The sequence below is a fragment of the Phaeobacter sp. NW0010-22 genome, assembly GCF_040365955.1.
Classification (GTDB): domain Bacteria; phylum Pseudomonadota; class Alphaproteobacteria; order Rhodobacterales; family Rhodobacteraceae; genus OMPR01.
In genome coordinates this window covers 332,362-353,281 of sequence record NZ_BAABWT010000004.1, presented here as the reverse complement: position 1 = coordinate 353,281, position 20,920 = coordinate 332,362, and the positions used below count along the sequence as shown (strand labels likewise).

Genomic DNA, 20,920 nt, shown 5'->3' with positions numbered 1-20,920 from the left:
CTGGCATATGAATGCCACTCCTTATCGCCCTCAGCGGTTCCCACCTGGGCTCGACTTAGGGCTAGACGAAGGGCCCTTTGTAGGCGCCGGTGCTGGCGAAATAGGCGGTAAATCTGATGGGGCTCGCAAGAGATTGCGCAAGAAACCCGGAGCCAAACCAGACAGCGGATTGACCCAAACATCAGGCCGGTCCATCGGGCCTGTCAGGGTATAATTGAATCCGATTACGCCTTCGCCCTTGCGGGTCAGAACGCTGCCAATGGCATTCAGCAAATAGATCGGAGAGACCACGCCGCGCAGATTTAGACGCTTACGCTCAGTATCAACAGATCCATCTACAGACAGCCCGATTGACGGACCCACCGCGCTGCCCTCCAGGATACGAATGGAATTGGGGCTGATACGCATTTTACCATCAATTTCAGAGAAAAGTATGCCCTGTCCCGCCATTTGATCGACCAGCCCAACGACACTGATCGCATTGAACAGAGCCGCCATCGCGGGTGCATCCCGAATTCTGGTTTTGTTAATTTTCAAGCGCCCATCGTAGAAACCTGCGCCTTTGAGAGGCTCAAGCGATAGTTTAAAATCGCCTCCGAATGCCTGATCCATAATGCCTGACGCGCGTAAAATACCTCCAGCATCGTCGGATTGCAGGAATACACCCGTCCCTGACTTGCGAGCCAATACCTGCCCCTGCAAGGATGTTTGACCATTCAATTGTGCTGTAAAGTTTCCGGACAGAGCCCCCTTGGCTGAAAACTGCCCTGTGAAAGCCGTCAGCGCAATCGAGTCGGTGACCTGGAGGCGATCCAGTTTCACATCCATTTTTTCCGACGTCTGGCCGCTCGAAACGCCAGCACCGGCCCCTGATGTCTCGGGTAATTTTCGTAAATCGATCACCCCGCCCAGAATGCGAATCTGCGGGGCATTCCCTTTGCCTTGCCCAATAAGTTCAACTGGTACCGCGACAGACTGGCCTAGTTCAAAAGTTCTGAAGCGCGCACGTTTCAACCCGCTGGATTCGTCAAACGTTAAGGATCCATTGGCTCGTAACCCATTCCCCGCAATTGAGATCGTCTCGATCACGCCTGTCTTACCCAGCGTTGCTTTCAGATCCAAACTCCCTTTGACGTTCGGAGGTTTCACCCAATTCAGATCAGGTAGTGCGAGCCGAACCCCTTGGAGATCAGAGAGAACAGACAGGGTCGTCGGCTGCTTCCCCCCCAGTTCGAGCGTGAGTTGAGCCTTTCCGGTGCCGGAAACCATTTCAGGCGGTAGGCCCGTTTCAAGCTGCTGCAACAAACGTTGAGACACCTCGATTTCCCCGGTCAGGCGGCTGCGCTGACCACGAACTTTTCCGATAGGCTGATGCCAACTGGCGGTTAACGGAACAGCCCCGAAAAAACCGTCCCCTGACAATGTAAGACCTGTCTGATTTCCGGAGACCTGCAACAAAGGCGCACTGATATCAACGCCCGGCACCAGTACTGAACTGTGCACGTTTGAAACATCACCCGTCAGATGAAACTCCATGTCATCAATCGTGACGCGATCTTTGAGAGGCAAAGCCAAGGTCCCGCTGACATTCACCTGCCCTTTGGCCAAATCAACCGGAAGGTTGGCCTCTTTCATTACATTCAATGGTGGTCGGTCCAAGAGGGACAAAAACGAAGCCACACTGCCCGATCCTATGATCCGGGCGATTCCTGGCGCAGCCTTGGGGATAGTAATGTTAGGAATGATGAATGATGTTCCGGTCGCATCAATCGTGTCGCCATGATCGGTGACAATCGTGCCCGCGTGGGCAAGTAAAGCGAACCGTTTCCCCGTTAAACTGGCTTGCCCACGACCACCGACAACAGGGGGTAAAGTCTTTGCAAACCTGACCTTAGCATTAGAGAAATCAAAATTCCCAAAAAGTTTAGGTTCAACACCGGGTCGTATCCGCAAAGCGAGATCTGCGTTGGTTGCTTCTCCCTCCATCAAGTTCTTCTGAACCCATAATCGCGGTTTTACCGCCAAAGATGGTGGCCAGTAGGACAAAATATGAGCGGGTGTTGTGCGATCTAGCGCACCATCAACATCTAACAGCCACCCAGCGGGTTTCGCGGCCAACAGCCCAGAAAGTCGGAGTGTCTGATCCTGATCCACGATGTTCATTTGGCCAACTTGGAACCGAAACGGATTCAGTTTCATCTGGAAATCGACATCAACCCGATCCAGTGAGATTGGGTCTTTGAACAACCCGGCGGGGTTTACACTCAGGCTTGCAAATTGAAATTGCCCGACAAGGTTTTCCAACTGACCTTGCTCAACCCCATCCAGGTACGCCTTCCCTTCGGCGTTTGCGCTTCCCCAAGCGCTATCGACAGAGAGCTCATTGAAGTCCAGTTCGTTTTTGAGCGGGTCAAATGTGAAATATGTGCGTGCCCCGTTAAATGGGATTGGTTTTGTTTTTTCATTTGGCTGCAACACCCCAGCTGCAATCTGCAACGTTGCAGATATCGGGCCTAGGGTGCCGGCCTCATCCACGCTGCCGCGCAAAGCCCCGGAAATAGGGGCGCGCAGAACCTGCATCCAAGCCAACGCAGGGGTTTGGAGCGCAATATCTGCAGCAGGTAAATCCGTTACGGACACGCCGAAAAACGCGTCGGGTTGACCAAGCTTACTTGAATAATTCGCCTCAATTGCACTGACGGTATCCCCACCACTCAAAAGGGTGAACCCTGTTGCCAGACGCAAACTGTCTTCTCCCAGAGTGACTTGAATGCGCCCTCCATCCAGCGTCCACGCTCTTTTGTGTCGCAAATCCTCGTAATTCAGATTTATGCCATTTAGCTCTAGGGAGGAAAGCGACGCAAACTGCGGACGGAGAAAAACACGATCCCATTCCTCGATCAGCTCAGCCATATTCGGCGCACTGTTGACGGGGCGATCGAAGTTATCAAAGGCTAGCGTAAGGTTGCCGTTCTCCCCACGGCGCAGCGTGATGAACGCCCCATTCATTTGGACGCGTTCAGGTTGGATTTGTCCCGAAAGCAAAGGCAGCACGGCAATCGTCGCTTCGACATCTCTGAGCTGTATGACTTGGCGGCCTTCTGAATCCTTTAAATTCAGGTTTTCCAGACGCACACGTGGACGCCACCCTTTATTGACGATCACGCTGACCTCACCAAAGGACAGATCCATACCTCCGAGGTTCTGTTCGATTCGCGTTTCAACTTGTTGACGGAGCCATTCAGGGGCATGAATTTTTTGACCCACAGCCATGGCGACGCTCAGCGCCATCAACACAATCAGTGCCAATGTCCCTCGCAGAACCCATAGGCTACTTGAACGCACCCGAGATCGCTTGCGAACCACTGGCGTTGCACCGTTTGCCTTGGTCTTTGCCAAGGAATTGTCTTGGGTCTCTTTCAACTTTTCAACCGCAACCTATGATGCGCGCACCAACATCTGAATCCTTGCCGGAGTTTATTCATGCTCGAAATTTCCGATCTCGCCCCTGATTTTTCCCTGCCACGTGACGGGGGCAGCGACGTAAATTTATCGGACCTGCGTGGAAGTGCCGTTGTCCTGTTTTTCTATCCTCGCGATGATACCCCGGGCTGTACCAAGGAATCCATTGGCTTTTCACATGCTTTGCAAGCCTTTGCCGACCTTGGCGTTCAGGTTTTCGGAATTTCCAAAGATACGGTCGCCAAACACGAGAAGTTTATAACGAAACACCAACTTACAACGCCGCTTCTTTCGGACGAAAATGGCACCACATGTGAAGACTATGACGTGTGGAAGGAAAAAAACCTCTATGGCAAAAAGCACTGGGGCATAGAACGATCGACGTTTCTGATTGGCAGCGATGGAAAGATTCTGCGAATCTGGCGTAAAGTCAAAGTACCCGGTCACGTTGAAGAGGTTCTAGAAGCGGCAAAAGCCCTATGACACTGACCCTTGCACAAATGGCCGTCGATGTTCTGCAGACGGCAGACGGTCAGGCGAAAACAGATCTGTCTCGAAAATATGCCAAAGCTTGGCGAGACTTCAGAGCGGGTGAAGGACCAAACATTGAAATCGGGACTGCTGCGCCTCCGATGCACCCTAAGCGACCAGACAAGCCCGAGCTTCTATCGCCGCGTGACGTACCGCGCCGGCGTCCTGGATCAGACGCTGGTCGGATCGCTCTTTTACATGCGGTCGCACATATCGAACTGAACGCCGTCGACCTGCATTGGGATATCATCGCGCGGTTTGGTCATGTGCCAATGCCGATGGGGTTCTACGACGACTGGGTCAAATGCGCCGAAGAAGAATCTCGTCATTTCAATCTGGTTTGCGGATGTTTGGAAGATTTGGGCAGTTTCTACGGAGCCCTGCCCGCGCATGCAGGCATGTGGCGCGCAGCCGAAGACACCGCCGAGGATCTGCTGGGACGTTTAGCCGTTGTTCCAATGGTCCTCGAAGCGCGTGGTTTGGATGTAACCCCAGGGATGATCAATGTGTTTAGAAGCGCTAAATTGCCCAAAGCAATTGAAGCTCTGGAAATCATTTATGCCGAAGAGGTTGGTCACGTTGCCTATGGGTCTAAATGGTTCCACTTTTTGTGCGGACGCGACAACATCGATCCCAAAGACGCCTTTCATGACCTTGTTCGGCGCTACTTTCACGGGGCACTGAAACCTCCTTTCAACGAGGAAAAGCGCGCTGAGGCCGGAATCCCCCCGGATTTTTATTGGCCGTTGACCGAGGCTTTGGAAAAAGAAAATCCCTGAGCCTGTCTCTCAATGTTTGTGAGCTGGCTAGATCGGCGATTTTTCGCCGGTTGATGTTACAAAATGCGGCTAACCCTGCCGATCTTGTTAACAAACTTGCCCAATCGCCCCCTCACAGGTATTCACACGCCTCAGGACCAACAGGCCTTTGCCCTGTGGTCTTGAATGGGGAAACAAAGGGTGGACGCGTGCGAACACGTCTTGCAATAAAAATACACGGGACCCTGGAGAAGCTTTTTCCAGAGCGTCGCGTTTTTCTTAAATCGGACAATGACACCCGATTTATCCGGCTCAAACCTGAAACCCAGCTGTTGGCCTTTGCGGGTGTTGCTGGAGTTGTCGCTTGGAGCATCGTTTCAACCGCGATCCTGCTCATGGACAGCATAGGCTCTGGTAACTTTCGAGAGCAAGCCAAACGGGATCAAGCCACCTACCAAGAGCGTTTGAACGCTCTGTCGCTTGAACGTGACAGCCGGGCCGTCGAAGCGCTGGCGGCGCAGCAACGTTTCAATGCTGCCCTGTCGCAGATTTCGGTGATGCAATCGGATTTGCTAGCCTCAGAAACGTTGCGACGTGAGCTTGAGACGGGAATCGAGGTTATCCAAACGACCCTGCGCAGCACTATGAAGCAGCGCGAAGCCGCACGCCAATCATTGACGCAGCTGACGGAGCAGACTGAAAGCGACCTTGCCAACAATGGGTCCGTTTCTGTTGACCCGATACAGATGGATTTCATGGCCGAGGCATTGGCCAAAACCGCCGAAGAGCGGGATCAAATTCAGACGGACGCGCAAGCTGCGCTAGACGACCGTGCGACGCTTGAACAACATATCGCCCTGATGAAAGAGCAAAATGATCAGATCTTTCGCCAGCTAGAAGAAGCAATGACCATTTCGGTTCAACCACTGGATAAGATGTTCCGCAGCGCGGGCATGCCAACCGATCGGATCTTGGAACAGGTTCGGCGCGGATATAGCGGTCAGGGGGGTCCGTTGACCCCTTTATCCTTCAGCACGCGCGGTGAGGAACCTTCAGCTGACGAAGCGCGTGCGAATAAATTGTTACAACAAATGGATCAGCTGAACCTATACCGAATTGCTGCGGAAAAGGCGCCTTTTGCAAGCCCTGTCCGCTCTGCTGTTCGGTACACAAGCGGCTTTGGGTATCGTCGTGATCCCAAAACCGGTGGACGTCGGATGCACAACGGGTCCGACTTTGCTGGTGCGCATGGTACCGATATCTTCGCCACTGCTGATGGCGTCGTCTCGCATGCGGGTTGGCAGTCCGGATTCGGACGTTTAATCAAAATCAAACACGCCTTTGGCATTGAGACACTTTATGCCCATAATACCAGGATCCGCGTAAAGGTCGGCCAAAGGGTCTCGCGCGGGGATCATATCTCTGATATGGGCAGTACCGGACGGTCAACCGGCACGCACCTCCATTACGAAGTGCGGGTCAATGGAAGACCCGTAAACCCCATGATCTATATCAAGGCTGCACGCAATGTTTTCTAAGAGCAAAATCAACGAGCCCGCACCAAAAGCACCTGAGGCGACCAAGCCTGCCGCCCCTGCTGCTCCAACCAAGACATCTCCGAGCGATTTCAAAGCTTCTGCCCCAAAGCCCAAGCCACCGGCATCGGTTCTGTCGTCTGACCTGCATATCACAGGGAACCTTAAGACCACGGGCGACATTCAGGTCGAAGGCACAGTAGAAGGCGATATTCGCGCTCATCTGCTGACCATTGGAGAAACCGCCACGATCAAAGGCGAAGTGACCGCTGATGACGTAGTGATCAACGGCCGTATCGTCGGTCGCGTACGTGGCTTGAAAGTGCGCCTGACGTCGACTGCGCGCGTCGAAGGCGACATCATTCACAAAACTATCGCGATCGAAAGCGGTGCCCACTTTGAGGGTTCCGTCCAGCGCCAAGATGATCCGCTGAACCCGGGTCGTTCGACCAAACCCGCAGCAAACCCTGCTGCAGCTGCTCCGGCCGCAAAGCCAGAAGGCGCCTAAGCCCCTTCGCAGACCACAAGATTTTGAAAGCGCGCGTTGTGAACCCCACCACGTGCGCTTTTTCAATTGTCTTGTGCAGTTTGGAAGGTGAGGGCTGATTGCGCACGCGTTGGCACTAAAAAGCCCGGCGAAAGTCAGCCGGGAGTATCGTTGCTTTTGAAAGGGATCCGGCGCCCGGATAAGTAAAATAGGCGCCAGATACAGGATTATTCGGTCACTGTGACCTTCTTCATGACGTCTGGCTGCCCAACAACGGATCCGTTCTGGCCTGTGCCCAACTTGATCTTGTCCACGACATCCATGCCACCTGTCACTTTTCCAACGACAGTGTATTGACCGTTCAGGAAATGCCCCGGTGCAAACATAATGAAGAACTGGGAATTGGCGCTGTTTGGGTTTTGCGACCGCGCCATCCCGACAATGCCACGTTCGTAAGGCACGTCTGAAAACTCTGCCGCGAGATCCGATCGATCAGATCCCCCTGTACCAGCACGGCGCATATCGCCACCCAGTTTACCAAACTCAACATCACCGGTTTGCGCCATGAAGCCATCGATCACGCGGTGAAACACCACACCATCGTATTTGCCTTCACTCGCCAGAGCTGCGATTTGTTCAGCATGCTTGGGCGCTATGTCTTCAAGAAGGTCGATAGTGATGATGCCATTGGCCTCCCCTTCAACTTCGATTTTAAGACCGGTTGCGAGCGCGGGTGTGCTGCCAATGATGGCAAGCGCGGGGCTTGCCATCAAAGCAACGGCTGCTGCCAGCTTACGCATCTGCAGCAACTTTGACGCTGATCATGCGGTCAGGATTCGCGGGTGGCTCGCCACGCTGGATCGCATCAACATGTTCCATGCCTTCGATCACACGGCCATAGACAGTGTATTGACCGTTCAAGAAACTGTTGTCTTTGAAGTTGATAAAGAACTGTGAATTCGCGCTGTCTGGGCTTGCAGAACGCGCAGCACCGATGGTTCCACGATCATGTGGCAGCTTGGAAAATTCAGCAGGGACATTTGGCAAGGAAGATCCGCCGGTACCTGCCATGCGCAGGTTAAAGTCGTCTTCCATGTCGCCGTTGGCAACATCACCAGTCTGCGCCATGAACCCATCGATCACGCGGTGGAAGGCCACGTTATCGTATTCGCCGCCACGGGCCAGTTCTTTCATACGCGCACTGTGCTGAGGCGCGACATCGGGCAACAATTCAATAACAACGTTGCCGTCTTTCAGTTCGATGATGATGGTGTTTTCGGGATCTTTGATCTCGGCCATGAGGCTCTCCTGTGAATTTACTTGAGCGGAAACTAATCAGTGGGGACCGGATCGACAAGGCACGCCATTGACCCGGACGCACTTTCCTTTAGAGAAATGCGTAAACCTTGTATTTCAGGAGAGTTATAGGTCATGAGCTGGAAGACACTGGACGATATGGATCTAAACGGTAAGCGCGTGCTTGTGCGTGTGGACATCAACGTGCCGATCGTCGACGGCGTTGTGACTGATTCCACCCGCATTCGCCGGATTGCTCCCTCCGTTCGCGATATTCTCGCAGCTGGCGGCAAGCCTATTCTTCTTGCTCATTTTGGCCGTCCAGGTGGTGAACGCCGCGAGAATCTCTCGCTGAACCAACTGATTCCAACGCTGGAGCGCGCGTTTGAAACGCGGGTTCTGTTTGCAGCTGATTGTGTGGGGGCCGGTGCTCAGGCGGCGGCTGATGCGCTACAGCCGGGCGAAGTTTTGTTGTTGGAAAACACACGATTTCACGCGGCCGAAACTAAGAACGATCCAGACTTGGCAGAGGGCATGGCAAAGTTGGGTGAAATTTACTGCAACGATGCCTTTTCGGCAGCCCACCGTGCACACAGTTCAACGGAAGCGATTGCGCGCCTGTTACCGGCCTGCGCAGGCCGCCTGATGCAAGCGGAACTTGAAGCCCTGGAAACAGCATTGGGTGCTCCCAACCGCCCTGTGACAGCCGTCGTTGGCGGCGCCAAAGTTTCCTCAAAACTGGAGCTTCTGGGGAATCTGATCGAAAAAGTGGATTACCTGATCATTGGCGGCGGCATGGCCAATACATTCTTGGCAGCCAAAGGGATGAACATCGGGAAATCGTTGGCCGAACGTATCATGAAAGAAACCGCGCTTGAAATCATGGCTAAAGCCGACGCGCTGAATTGCAAGATCATTCTTCCAAAAGACATCGTCGTTGCAGAAAAGTTCGAATCTCATGCTCCGCATTTGATTGTAGATGCTGACCACTGCCCTGATGAAGGCATGATCCTGGATGCGGGCCCTGAAAGTATTGCCGAGATCAGCCGGGTCCTTGAGAGCAGCAAAACTCTCATCTGGAACGGACCACTGGGGGCATTTGAGCTGGAACCTTTTGACGCTGCTACAAATGCAGCTGCTTTGAAAGCGGCCGCTTTGACGCGATCAGGGCAAATTGTATCAGTTGCCGGCGGAGGCGACACAGTCGCAGCCCTTAACGCATCAGGGGCGGCGGCGGATTTCACGTACATTTCAACCGCTGGCGGCGCCTTTTTGGAATGGATGGAAGGCAAAACCCTACCCGGAGTTGCTGCACTTAGCTAATTCACTCGCTAAATGATCCTCGGACGTCCTGATTGATCTTGGGGCGTTTGAAACGCAAACAATACAGCAGTTTTTGATCCCCAGATTTGGGGATTCACAAAACGAATCGTATGTGTCATTGTGAATAGAGACGCCCGCAAAGGGTGCATGTAAGGCAGTGAAATAGGCAGGTTTCCCCGTGTCCCGTTCTAATCGACCCAATATCGGCTCTCTCTTGTTTTTCGCCTCTGCATTTGCACTTGGCGTTTATTTTACATTTGCCGCTGTGCAGGGGGATTTTGGCCTGTTCCGCCGTGTCGAGATCACAGCTGAAAAAGACGTTCTGTCCCGAGATCTTGAAGCGCTGACCGCCGAAATCAAAGAATCCGAAAATCTGACCAGGCGCCTTTCAGATACCTATCTGGATCTGGACCTCTTGGATCAGCAAGCGCGTTCAGTCTTGGGATTGCTTCGCTCGGACGAGATTGTCATTCGCTAAGCAGAAACGGCGAATTTCCCCCGCGTCATAATAGCTCTCGCCAGATCGCCCCAAATGCTTTAAAAGATAGTTTAACGCTAAACTATCTTGCCGCAAGGGGGAGATCGCCACGATGGCCGCGCGAAAAAGTACAAAGAAACCAAATGTTTCTGCCGAAGAGCTGACCACTTACTATCGGGAAATGCTGTTAATCCGTCGATTCGAAGAAAAGGCGGGGCAACTGTATGGCATGGGCCTGATCGGAGGGTTCTGTCACCTATACATCGGACAAGAAGCCGTTGTTGTTGGTCTTGAGGCTGCAGCCGAAGAAGGCGACAAACGGATCACCTCTTACCGTGACCACGGCCACATGCTGGCTTGCGGCATGGATGCAGGTGGCGTCATGGCCGAACTGACTGGTCGCGAAGGCGGCCTGTCTAAAGGCAAGGGCGGCTCGATGCATATGTTCTCCAAAGAGAAGCATTTCTATGGCGGTCATGGCATTGTGGGTGCACAGGTCCCACTCGGGGCCGGGTTGGCTTTTGCCGACAAATACAAAGGCAACGGGCGTGTCACCTTTACCTATTTCGGGGACGGCGCCGCAAACCAGGGCCAAGTCTATGAAGCCTTTAACATGGCGGCGATTTGGGATCTGCCGGTTATTTTCGTCATCGAGAACAATCAATACGCCATGGGCACCGCACAATCGCGTTCTACCTCGACCCCAGACATTTTCACCCGCGGAGAAGCCTTTGGCATTCCCGGCGAAGCAGTTGATGGGATGAGTGTTCTCGCGGTTAAAGAGGCTGGTGAAAAAGCCGTCGCACACTGCCGTTCAGGCAAAGGCCCGTATATTCTGGAAATCAAAACCTATCGGTATCGTGGCCACTCGATGTCAGATCCCGCCAAGTACAGAACCCGCGAAGAAGTTCAAAAGATGCGCGAAGAGCGCGATCCGATCGAACAGGTGCGCGAATTGCTTCTGACTGGCAAACACGCGACCGAAGATGACCTCAAGGCCATCGATAAGGAAATCAAAGATGTGGTAAACGCCGCCGCTGATTTCGCCAAAGAAAGCCCAGTGCCTCACGTTGATGAGCTCTGGACTGATATTTACGCCTGAGGGGAAGATTAGACATGGCAATTGAAATCCTTATGCCCGCCCTGTCGCCGACCATGGAGGAAGGCACATTGGCCAAATGGTTGGTCAAAGAAGGCGATACCGTATCCTCGGGTGATATTCTGGCCGAGATCGAAACTGACAAAGCAACGATGGAATTCGAGGCCGTTGATGAAGGCATCGTCGGCAAGATCTTGATTGCAGAGGGCACCGAAGGCGTGAAAGTGAACACTGCTATCGCCATCATGGTCGAAGAAGGCGAAGAGGTGGGTGATGTCGCCGCTGCACCGGCTCCTGCAACCGCCCCTGCTCCAACCAGTGCCGCGTCAACGGTTGCTGCTGCACCAGCTGCACCTCAGGTTGACCTGACACCAGATTGGCCCGAAGGCACATCAATGAAGCAGCAAACTGTTCGTGAAGCTTTGCGCGATGCGATGGCCGAAGAAATGCGAGGAGACGAAGACGTCTACCTGATGGGTGAAGAGGTTGCGGAATACCAAGGCGCCTACAAGGTCTCCCAAGGCTTGCTTGATGAATTTGGTTCTAAGCGGGTGATTGACACCCCTATTACAGAACATGGTTTTGCCGGTATTGCAGTTGGAGCGGCCTTTGGCGGGCTGAAGCCAATCGTTGAATTCATGACTTTCAACTTTGCGATGCAAGCGATTGACCACATCATCAACTCGGCAGCTAAGACGCTCTATATGTCCGGTGGTCAGATGGGCGCGCCTATGGTGTTCCGTGGACCGAACGGTGCTGCGGCGCGCGTTGGGGCTCAGCACAGCCAGGATTATGCAGCTTGGTACATGCAGATCCCCGGTCTGAAAGTTGCGATGCCCTATTCTGCATCCGATGCCAAAGGCCTTTTGAAATCAGCCATCCGCGACCCGAACCCGGTAATCTTTCTGGAAAACGAAATTTTGTATGGCCGCAGCTTTGACGTGCCAGCAATGGACGATTTCACTGTCCCGTTTGGCAAAGCGCGTATCTGGCGTGAAGGCACAGACGTGACCATCGTGTCTTTCGGGATTGGTATGCAGTACGCGTTGGAAGCTGCGGACAAGTTAGCCGAAGATGGTGTCAGTGCTGAGGTCATCGACCTTCGGACTTTGCGCCCAATGGACACAGGTTCAATCATCAAATCGGTGATGAAAACAAACCGGCTGGTTACTGTGGAGGAAGGTTGGCCCCAAGGGTCTGTCGGCAGCTACATCTCATCGGTTGTGATGCAGGAAGCGTTCGATTACCTTGACGCACCCGTCATCAATTGCACCGGCAAGGACGTTCCTATGCCTTATGCCGCAAACCTAGAAAAGCTCGCGCTGGTGACCACCGATGATGTGATCGCAGCCGTGAAGCAAGTCACATACCGGTAAGGAGTTTATCAAATGCCTACCGAAATACTGATGCCGGCTCTGTCCCCTACGATGGAAGAAGGCACTCTTGCAAAATGGCTGGTCAAAGAGGGCGACACTGTGTCTTCAGGTGATCTGTTGGCCGAAATCGAAACCGACAAAGCGACGATGGAATTCGAAGCCGTTGATGAAGGCGTGATTGGAAAGATCCTGATCGCCGAGGGTTCCGAAGGAGTCAAAGTCAACACTGCAATCGCCGTGCTCTTGGAAGACGGCGAAAGCGCCGACGACATTTCTGCCGCCCCTGCCCCTGTGGTGACTTTACCAGCGGCCGTAGCTGAAACAGCCACCCAAACTGTTCCTGCGACAAGTGCCGAGGCATCCGCTGCTCCGGTCTCGCGTGACGGGAACCGGATCTTTGCCTCTCCTCTTGCACGCCGTATTGCTGCCCAAAAGGGGCTCGATCTCGCGCAGCTTCAGGGCAGCGGACCACACGGTCGGATCGTTAAAGCCGATGTTGAAGGAGCTTCGGCCACCGCACCGACTCCTGTTGCGGATGCAGTTCAAGCAGTTTCAACGCCGGCGGCGGCGTCTGCGGCACCTACCGTTTCTGCGGGCCCGTCTGCAGATGTGGTTGCACGCATGTATGCCGACCGTGAATACGAAGAGATTTCACTGAACGGTATGCGCAAAACAATTGCCGCACGTTTGACCGAAGCAAAACAGCAAGTTCCGCATTTCTATCTGCGTCGTGATATCCAATTGGATGCTCTGCTAAAATTCCGAGGCGATCTAAATGCTCAACTGCAGGGACGCGGCGTCAAGCTGAGCGTCAATGATTTCATCATCAAAGCCTGCGCTTTAGCGCTTCAATCCGTGCCTGATGCCAATTCTGTTTGGGCCGGAGATCGCGTCCTAAAACTAAAACCTTCTGATGTAGCAGTCGCAGTAGCCATCGAAGGTGGGCTGTTCACCCCAGTTTTGAAAGATGCTGACATGAAGTCCCTTTCAGCACTATCTGCTGAAATGAAAGACCTCGCAGGTCGCGCACGAGATCGTAAATTGGCACCTCATGAGTATCAGGGGGGCAGCTTTGCCATCTCGAACTTAGGTATGTTTGGAATCGATAACTTTGATGCAGTTATCAACCCACCTCATGGTGCAATCCTTGCGGTAGGTGCGGGCGTTAAAAAGCCAATCGTTGGCAAGGACGGGGAACTCGCCGTTGCAACGGTAATGTCTGTGACATTGTCGGTCGACCATCGTGTAATAGACGGTGCCTTGGGTGCACAACTTCTTCAATCCATCGTCGAGAACTTGGAAAACCCAATGGTCATGTTGGCCTAGAGATCTGACATAACCAATAAAAACAAAGGCCTGACTGATACTCAGTCAGGCCTTTGTTTGTTCTTACGCATTTCATGTCACTTAACCGTCAAAATCGTAGTGACAAAAACCTTCAGCCTTTTGGCCCCAACATATGGTTCATACTGACTGCAGGTTGATCGCACCCAGCTTCGCCAACGATCTTGGCTGGGATACCTGCAACAGTTTTACACGGTGGAACATCTGACAATACAACGGATCCAGCAGCAACACGGCTACAATGTCCCACACGGATGTTACCCAGCACTTTTGCACCAGCTCCAATCAGAACACCATCTTCGATCTTCGGATGGCGATCTTCTTCCTCTTTACCAGTACCGCCCAGAGTCACTGAATGAAGCATAGAAACATTATCCCCAACAACTGCGGTTTCCCCGATCACGATCGAATGGGCGTGGTCAATCATGATCCCGCGCCCAATTTTGGCAGCCGGATGGATATCAATGCCAAAAATCTCTGAGATCCGCATCTGAAAAAAGTAAGCTAAGTCATACTTACCTTTCGACCAGAGCCAGTGCCCGATACGATATGCCTGAACGGCCTGATATCCTTTGAAGTATAAAATTGGTTGCAGCAGCCGATGACAGGCAGGGTCGCGTTCGAAAATAGCAACCAGGTCAGCGCGCGATGCTTCAACCAAAGCGGGTGAGTCTTGATAGGCTTGATCTGCAATCTCGCGCAAAACCAGCATAGACATCTCATTTGATGTCAACTTGGCTGCGATCCGGTATGAGAGAGCCTTTTCAAGGCTTTTGTGATGCAAGATACAGGCATGCACCAGTCCCCCCATCAAAGGCTCCTGATTTACAGCTTCATGCGCTTCGTGTGTGATCTGCGTCCAAACGGGATCAACTGACGAAATTTGTGCCTTGGTTTCAGCCATGGGTCTCGCGTCCTTCATTGCGACTTGTTCTAATGTAGCGCACGAACAAGCAAACGAAAACCTCTGGCCTAATAATTCCATCCAACAAACTTCCTAACCGTTTGTTTTGGATATCTTTAAATCAATGCCCTCTGTGTCGACCTCTTGGCGAATAAAATCCAAGATCAATATCAAACACTGGCAATAATCAGCATTGTTTAGGGTTGGTTCATCGGCCAGTACTCTCTTACGCGCTGCAGCCATCAACGATCCATTTCCGAATGTCGAATGCACTTGTCCTGTGAGGCGAACAAAAGTGTCTGCCGCCGCTGCTTCTTTGAACAGACGACGACAGAGCAACCTTCACTGTGCAGCGGGTACGTGCAACAACGCCCGCGCTGCACAGGTAATATCCCCATGAAAAATTGGGCGCATCCCCAACCTATTCATTCATGATCGACTGGGCCCACAAACCCGGCCCAAATCGTGCCGAAATCTGCGCAACTTCAATCTCAGCAGGAAATACCACATTATCCGCAGCTTGCATTGCTGCATCATAGGTCCACATGGGTGATTCAACGGAGTTTTCGCGGATGATCGCACCGTCTTTCTTCACGCGAACAAGGTACGTCTCACTCTCTTCCCCTAACGGTACTTCGATTCCGTCCCAATCATCGCCATCAATACGTGTTCGCCGTATCCAGCTAAATGAACGCGTCCCGTCGAGACGAATTTCATTAAGATGCACGGGCGCGTAGGGGCGCAGACCATTCCCGTCAAACGCCTCGATGCGATGTACGTAAGACGGGTCATCATACCCCCGCTTTGCTGGTCCAATGCGATAGTGCTTGGCTTTTCTGCGATCCGATGCAGCGAGACCCAATTGCACGGGTTGCCGATCCAGAAGAACGAAAGTCGAACCCGCAGGCCAGACATCAGGCATTAGCCCATCACTGCCAAGTTGCCCCCTTAACCGCCCCGACAGCAGGTAGGTATCCGCATCAACAAGCTCTGCCTTTTCAAATTGGAACACCTCCCAATTACCGCTTGTCCCATCCCCAATGGCTGCGATGTTTGCTCCATTCAAGATGGCCTCTTTTGACCGGCTTTCCAACGAACCGCTAGACAGCTTAACTTGCAGTCCCTCACCTCGATCCCAAAGGCTAGGTACGGCCTTTGCAAGTGGGCTTTCTGTAAGCCCGATGATCGACCGCGAGGCAATGATTTCATCCAAAGAATAGTTGTCATCAGACGTCGAAGAATATACCGCAACGCTTCCCGGCCAAGGGTCCGCGCTTATGGCAATATGTGGCGCATGCGGAATTTCATCTCCTGTCAAAAGCGGCAAGTCCAAGAAAACCGGGAACACTGGCAATGGAGGAACAAAAGCTTTGCTGGACGGAATGTCATCTTCAGCTTGCGCGTTACGGTATACATTTTCTTCAATTCGAACGGCTTCAACCGTACGAATTTCCGACTGTTCAACCCTATCTACCCGAAAAGTTGCTGTTTCTGATCCGTTTGCAGCGGGCAAATTTACAATGTCCCCTGCCCCAATATCCGTCCGTGATGGGGGTAATGCGAAACGAGCAGTCTCTCGTGACACACGCGCTTCAGTCAACCAGCGTTCGACAGTTTGACGCCCCTCAGAACGCGTCATCGCAAGCGGAATCTCGTTTGTGGCAACTGCATGGGTTGCTTCGTTCGGTAAAACTGCTTCTTCGGCGACAATTTCATGATCCGCACCAGCTTGTACAAACCGCAAGCGCACGCGGCCACTCATTTCGGCCTCTGCCTCGCGGGAGTATTCAACTTGACCCGAAATTTCAGAAGATTCAGCAAAAGAGTCAGGGTTAAGCGCAATGGGCTTGGTGCCGCTCCGCAATTTGAATGCGAGTACCCCATCACGCTCAATCGCATCAAACCCATACCTCAGCATCAGAGGCTGCAAAGCTGAACGCGCATCAGACACTTGATCGACGGTATAACCACTCACCGTTCCCCATAGTTCAGAAACATCGATGTCTTTCAGGCCAGACGCATAACAAATCTCTGTCACGACAGAAGCCAATGTCCGATTGCCTGATCGGCCAGTTAACCAATGCCCCCGCGCATGATTGCTCCCATCACTCCATTGATCCCGATTGTTCGGAAACACGGGATAAGGACGCGCATCCCAAGACCAAACATAGCTATTGGCCAAATCGATCATTCGCCCGTCGTACTCAGTCGAGGTCGGGTTGTTTTCTGACTTGCCCCAATATCCGACGACTGCTTTCAAATATTGGCCCTGGATTAAATCATCTCTGGCCCCGTTAGAATATTTTGGCAAACTTGATTCAGAGGATTTGGGATCCAAAAATTTATTCGGTTGATTTGTGCCTTTGTCGACAGCAGCACATCCCAATTCAGTAAACCAAACCGGTTTTGACTGCGGAATCCAATCCGTCGCCGCGGCCTGACGCACGCCGTCAATGCGTTCATGATGCTCATGAGACCACCACCCCTGAATATCTTTATACCGCCACAACCAGGTTTCATTGTGCTGCGCGTCCGTTATCGGCGTGCGAATTTGAGCCTCTGCAGCCTCTTTCGAATGGTAGTACCAATCGAAACCTTCACCGCCTGCGACATTGTTCTCCAGATAGTCCAACTCATAAATGCTCGACGCACCGCCTTGCGCATCTAAGTGCGCATCGCCCTCTCGCCAATCAGACAACGGCATGTAGTTGTCGATCCCAACAAAATCGATATTGGGATCGGCCCACAGCGGGTCCAGATGGAAATACCGTGAGTTTGCCTCAAAACTTGGCGCATACCCAAAATACTCTGACCAATCTGCCGCATACCCTATTTTTGTCGTAGGCCCAACCAATGCACGTACATCGGCAGCCAGCGAACGCAATTCTTGAACTGCTGGAAACCCTTCTTGCCCACGAATCTGGGTAAGACCGCGCATCTCTGAACCAATACAAAACGAGGAAACACCCCCTGCAGCAGCACATAGCGCCGCATAGTGAAGAATGAACCGACGCATGCTCCACTCCTCTGGTCCAACATAGCTTACGTTGCCGTCAGAGATCACGAAATCCGATGCTGAAACTGTGCCGAAAAAGTTTGAAACTTCGATGTCAGCAAGCGGTGTTTTGTCGGGCGATCCATCCCGACCCGGCGCGGTGTTCAAAGTAATTCTGCCGCGCCACGGCAAATGAGGTTGGGTATCTGCTTCAGACCAAGGATCCGGCAAATCATTGCTCAACTGTTGATCCATCAACACGAAAGGATAGAACATCACGTTCTTAGCTTCACCATTTAGATGCTTAATCGCCTCTATGACAGCAGCATCAGCAGGGGTTCCGCCATAAATTGGTCGGTCATTCTCACGCGCAATTTCCTCGGCCGAAGAACGCGTCAAACCGGATACCGTCCAGGGCATATTTGAGCCATCGATTTCTTTGCGCTCAACTTTAGGCTGTATCTCACATTCACCACAGCGCAAATCATCCCCAAACCAAGAGACTACAAGCGAAACTGCATCACAGTTGGGTAGTTCCTGCGCAAGCGTATCAACCGAAGTTACAAAATCTGTTTTACCCGATGGGCTGTGTGCATTAGCTGCCCAACTGCTTCCCAAACCTTTGGTGTAGTTCACTTGACTGGTCGCCAGGGTGTATTCCCCGGTTCCAGGCATCATAGCCACACCTCTGACAATATCACCCAAGCGATTATCATAATCAGGCATGTCTGGCTGTTCTGCACGCACAACCTCGAACGAAAGCTGAGGGATCCGGTTTCCAAATTGCCCAAGTGGCAAGTCCTCGGCCACGACATAAGCCGTGCCACGATAAGCTGGCACTAAGCCCGCGCCCTCAACAGCTTCCATTACGGGATCTGGCAGCTGGTCTTGCGAACCCAGGTAAACACGAAGGTTCAAATCTTCCAATGACACTTCTTCACCATCAGCCCATACGCGACCGATCGACGTCACCTCACCTTCGCACACCGCCACGGCCAGAGACACCGAATAGCTATATTGTGTCGTCTGAGGTTTTGGCGAAGACCCTTTGCCACCACCACCTGAGGTCGCTGTAGTTTCTGTGAATTTGGAGGCCCAAATAATCTGTCCACCGACCCGCATGCGCCCATAGACTTTGGCCACCGCTGCGCCTTCACCTGCCTGCGTCAAACGGAAACGGTCAACCTTCCCCGTTTCCACCGGGGCGCCACCACTCCCCATCAATCTTTGATCAAGAACACGTCCAACAGTTGCCCCGGCCGCACGACCAAGAACTACAGAGGACAGGCCTGCTGCAGTACCACCGATTGTACCACCGATTGCAGCCCCAGCTGCAGAAAGAAGTATTGTCGCCATCAGAGCACCTCCAAGGGAAATTCAAACAAAGTAACGACCCGTCTTTTCCACGGGTCACTCAAGGGGCTTTCGACTACACCGTGTCCGGAGTACGCATGAATGAAACTGGGAGATTTCCCATTTTCCGCTGCTATTCCAACGTGCTTTGCTACGGAATTAGATCGCATCCGAAACAACAAAACATCACCCGGGCATATTTTCCCCATCGGTTTTTCGACAAGATGACGCCGCGCCGAATGCCACAGCTCTTCAACGCCCTGCGGCTCAGACCAGTCCATAGAATAGGCCGGAACGACTTCTGGCTCCTGTCCAAAGCACTCGCGCCAAATGCCCCGAACCAATCCCAAACAATCACTCCCAACCCCGATAGAGGAAGCCTGGTGATGGTAAGGGGTTCCAATCCACCGTCTTGCGACAGACACAATGCGCGCTCGGTCAGACATCACCGGCGACTCCCACCGCTGTTGCTCCCGTCTCTTTTCGGAACTGCAGCCACCCAATCCTCAGATGGAAGGTCAGGAAATCCTTGGTAGTTCGCAAGATTATTGAATTTTAACCGACAGGATCCCATCAACTTGTCGCATCCCGCGGTCAACTTGATCTGGTCACCGACAACCAGTCCACCGCGAATGGGCTCCCACAATTCAACAATGCGACGCCCATTTTCAACACGGTCCTGCTTGATCGAACCCCACAAACCGAAAGCCTGACCAGACGTTACGGTCAAACGACCCCGTGCAAACCAGCCGGGTTCAAATCCATTCAGATCACTCCAAGAAAATACCCTTGCCTCTTCCAACGCTTCGATCGCACGCGTTTCCGTGTAACCTGGCTTCTCCAGATCAAACAGACACCTCGCCTCCCCCAAAACTGCGGTACAAGCTTTTTGATAGATCCGTCCTAAAGGCCGGTTTAGCGCTTCTGCCAAACCACGAAGCTCTGCCTGAAAGGCACCACCCTTACGGCGCAATTCCCCTATAGAGCCGCGAAATTGTAGCCAACGCATCGAAGGGTCGGCCCAATTAACCATCCAAGCTTGGACATCCGCACCATCAAAACGGCCAGACTCGATATCCTCCTCACGGACAGCCGCATCACTCAACGCGCCCAAAGCCTCAGTATTGTCGACCGAAAGGCCCGTGCTTTGATCAAGTGCCAGAGCCGAAAGTCCAGAGTCAGCTTTGAATGCAAGACCATCAAACGCAAGCGCACAGTCATGATCAGTAAAGCCGAATGTCACGCCATCTTTTCGCGTAATCAGCCAGCACCTACAAAGCGTTGTCAGCCCATTCTCGATATGTGCTTGAAAAGCTTCTTGTAACTCAGCCATCAGACCCGCACCTCAACAACTGGAACATTTGGCACATCACCCGCCTGAAAGCTTGCAACACTGGTTTGGATGCGATCCGTATCGAACCGAACCGGTACATCGAATTCAAACCCAGCCATAACTTGCACACCTTCAGCCGGCGCATTGGACAAGGTGATCAACCCAGTGGTGACATCCACCTCATAATCGACACCCTCTCTTAACTCTTCACGTTCCAGCCCCATTCGCACAGTTCCAAGCACAGGTTTTGTGATCGGACGCGAATACTCAAAAGACCCCGAACGGTACGTTTTAGAGATCTGGAACTGCGTTTCAGCACCATTACCTGTTCCAATGACCTGATCATCAAACGAATGCTCAGCAGAAGCCCGACCTGACTTAAAGTCAGACCAATCCTTCCAGCGGAATGCAAACATCTGCCCGCGCCGTGCTTCAAAGAACGAAATCAGATCCTCAACATCATCCAAAGACCTCATTCCCAATCCTGCGTCATAGCGGCGACGTGAATGAGCCCAAGGCGTGTTTCGCTCTTCGAATCCATTCGCCAAGGTAACAACATCCGTCCGGCGCTCCGGCCCACCAACAGATCCAAAACTCAGGCTGGCCGGGAACCTCACTTCATGAAAATTCATCATCTCTTCCCCGT

General features: G+C 52.7%; 18 protein-coding genes. 9 read left to right on the top strand and 9 right to left on the bottom strand.

From position 1 onward, the window contains the following. Window positions 1-30: 30 nt before the first annotated feature. On the bottom strand, window positions 31-3,399 hold the full coding sequence (locus tag ABWV33_RS11130) for a YhdP family protein (protein ID WP_353330754.1): 3,369 nt from the start codon (window positions 3,397-3,399) through the stop codon (window positions 31-33). A gap of 84 nt (window positions 3,400-3,483) precedes the next feature. Here ABWV33_RS11130 and ABWV33_RS11125 point away from each other — a divergent pair, with 84 nt between their 5' ends. The 4 genes from ABWV33_RS11125 to ABWV33_RS11110 all read left to right on the top strand — a co-directional run bounded on the left by ABWV33_RS11125 (window position 3,484) and on the right by ABWV33_RS11110 (window position 6,794). After that, entirely contained in the window at window positions 3,484-3,945 is a 462-nt protein-coding gene (locus ABWV33_RS11125) for a peroxiredoxin (protein WP_113824387.1), read from the top strand. After that, window positions 3,942-4,772 (top strand): ferritin-like domain-containing protein, encoded by an 831-nt coding sequence (locus ABWV33_RS11120; RefSeq protein WP_353330752.1) that lies wholly within the window; start codon window positions 3,942-3,944, stop codon window positions 4,770-4,772. Before ABWV33_RS11125 ends, ABWV33_RS11120 begins: the two co-directional genes overlap by 4 nt. Before the next feature lie 188 nt (window positions 4,773-4,960). Further along, window positions 4,961-6,289: a DUF5930 domain-containing protein gene (locus tag ABWV33_RS11115; protein ID WP_353330750.1), complete on the top strand. Its 1,329-nt coding sequence runs from the start codon at window positions 4,961-4,963 to the stop codon at window positions 6,287-6,289. Then, window positions 6,279-6,794 (top strand): bactofilin family protein, encoded by a 516-nt coding sequence (locus ABWV33_RS11110; RefSeq protein ID WP_113824389.1) that lies wholly within the window; start codon window positions 6,279-6,281, stop codon window positions 6,792-6,794. The genes ABWV33_RS11115 and ABWV33_RS11110 overlap by 11 nt, the downstream gene beginning before the upstream one ends. A 206-nt stretch (window positions 6,795-7,000) precedes the next feature. On the opposite strand, the gene ABWV33_RS11105 is transcribed toward ABWV33_RS11110, so the two are convergent. Together ABWV33_RS11105 and ABWV33_RS11100 are read right to left on the bottom strand one after the other, a co-directional pair. Then, window positions 7,001-7,573 carry a peptidylprolyl isomerase gene (locus ABWV33_RS11105; protein WP_113824390.1) on the bottom strand — a complete coding sequence of 191 codons (573 nt, stop codon included), beginning with the start codon at window positions 7,571-7,573 and terminating at the stop codon, window positions 7,001-7,003. Continuing rightward, window positions 7,566-8,072 carry a peptidylprolyl isomerase gene (locus ABWV33_RS11100; protein WP_121997078.1) on the bottom strand — a complete coding sequence of 169 codons (507 nt, stop codon included), beginning with the start codon at window positions 8,070-8,072 and terminating at the stop codon, window positions 7,566-7,568. The genes ABWV33_RS11105 and ABWV33_RS11100 overlap by 8 nt, the downstream gene beginning before the upstream one ends. A gap of 132 nt (window positions 8,073-8,204) precedes the next feature. On the opposite strand from ABWV33_RS11100, the gene ABWV33_RS11095 reads away from it, so the two are divergent. The 5 genes from ABWV33_RS11095 to ABWV33_RS11075 all read left to right on the top strand — a co-directional run bounded on the left by ABWV33_RS11095 (window position 8,205) and on the right by ABWV33_RS11075 (window position 13,671). Next, on the top strand, window positions 8,205-9,392 hold the full coding sequence (locus ABWV33_RS11095) for a phosphoglycerate kinase (protein ID WP_353330747.1): 1,188 nt from the start codon (window positions 8,205-8,207) through the stop codon (window positions 9,390-9,392). A 178-nt stretch (window positions 9,393-9,570) separates the two neighbouring features. Then, window positions 9,571-9,870: an FtsB family cell division protein gene (locus tag ABWV33_RS11090; RefSeq protein ID WP_113824393.1), complete on the top strand. Its 300-nt coding sequence runs from the start codon at window positions 9,571-9,573 to the stop codon at window positions 9,868-9,870. Window positions 9,871-9,982: 112 nt separating this feature from the next. Beyond that, window positions 9,983-10,972 carry a pyruvate dehydrogenase (acetyl-transferring) E1 component subunit alpha gene (gene pdhA, locus ABWV33_RS11085; protein WP_113824394.1) on the top strand — a complete coding sequence of 330 codons (990 nt, stop codon included), beginning with the start codon at window positions 9,983-9,985 and terminating at the stop codon, window positions 10,970-10,972. A gap of 14 nt (window positions 10,973-10,986) precedes the next feature. Continuing rightward, a complete protein-coding gene (locus ABWV33_RS11080) occupies window positions 10,987-12,345 on the top strand; it encodes a pyruvate dehydrogenase complex E1 component subunit beta (RefSeq protein WP_353330745.1) in 1,359 nt (452 codons plus the stop codon). 12 nt (window positions 12,346-12,357) lie between these two features. Then, window positions 12,358-13,671 (top strand): pyruvate dehydrogenase complex dihydrolipoamide acetyltransferase, encoded by a 1,314-nt coding sequence (locus ABWV33_RS11075; RefSeq protein ID WP_353330743.1) that lies wholly within the window; start codon window positions 12,358-12,360, stop codon window positions 13,669-13,671. Window positions 13,672-13,783: 112 nt separating this feature from the next. Here the strand turns inward: ABWV33_RS11075 and cysE are convergent, their stop codons facing one another. From cysE to ABWV33_RS11050, 6 genes are all read right to left on the bottom strand, one after another. After that, window positions 13,784-14,593 (bottom strand): serine O-acetyltransferase, encoded by an 810-nt coding sequence (gene cysE, locus ABWV33_RS11070; protein WP_121997073.1) that lies wholly within the window; start codon window positions 14,591-14,593, stop codon window positions 13,784-13,786. Between the two features lie 93 nt (window positions 14,594-14,686). Beyond that, entirely contained in the window at window positions 14,687-14,932 is a 246-nt protein-coding gene (locus ABWV33_RS22425) for a DUF7742 family protein (protein WP_502930908.1), read from the bottom strand. 82 nt (window positions 14,933-15,014) lie between these two features. Continuing rightward, window positions 15,015-18,944 carry a baseplate multidomain protein megatron gene (locus ABWV33_RS11065; RefSeq protein WP_353330741.1) on the bottom strand — a complete coding sequence of 1,310 codons (3,930 nt, stop codon included), beginning with the start codon at window positions 18,942-18,944 and terminating at the stop codon, window positions 15,015-15,017. Next, window positions 18,944-19,387, bottom strand: a complete 444-nt coding sequence (locus ABWV33_RS11060; RefSeq protein ID WP_113824400.1) for an NlpC/P60 family protein — start codon at window positions 19,385-19,387, stop codon at window positions 18,944-18,946. The genes ABWV33_RS11065 and ABWV33_RS11060 overlap by 1 nt, the downstream gene beginning before the upstream one ends. Next, a complete protein-coding gene (locus ABWV33_RS11055; protein ID WP_353330739.1) occupies window positions 19,387-20,274 on the bottom strand; it encodes a phage/gene transfer agent baseplate hub protein in 888 nt (295 codons plus the stop codon). Before ABWV33_RS11055 ends, ABWV33_RS11060 begins: the two co-directional genes overlap by 1 nt. Next, the gene (locus ABWV33_RS11050) at window positions 20,274-20,906 is read right to left on the bottom strand and encodes a phage distal tail protein, Rcc01695 family (protein ID WP_353330737.1); all 633 of its coding nucleotides are present in this window, start codon (window positions 20,904-20,906) and stop codon (window positions 20,274-20,276) included. Before ABWV33_RS11050 ends, ABWV33_RS11055 begins: the two co-directional genes overlap by 1 nt. Window positions 20,907-20,920: the final 14 nt, after the last annotated feature.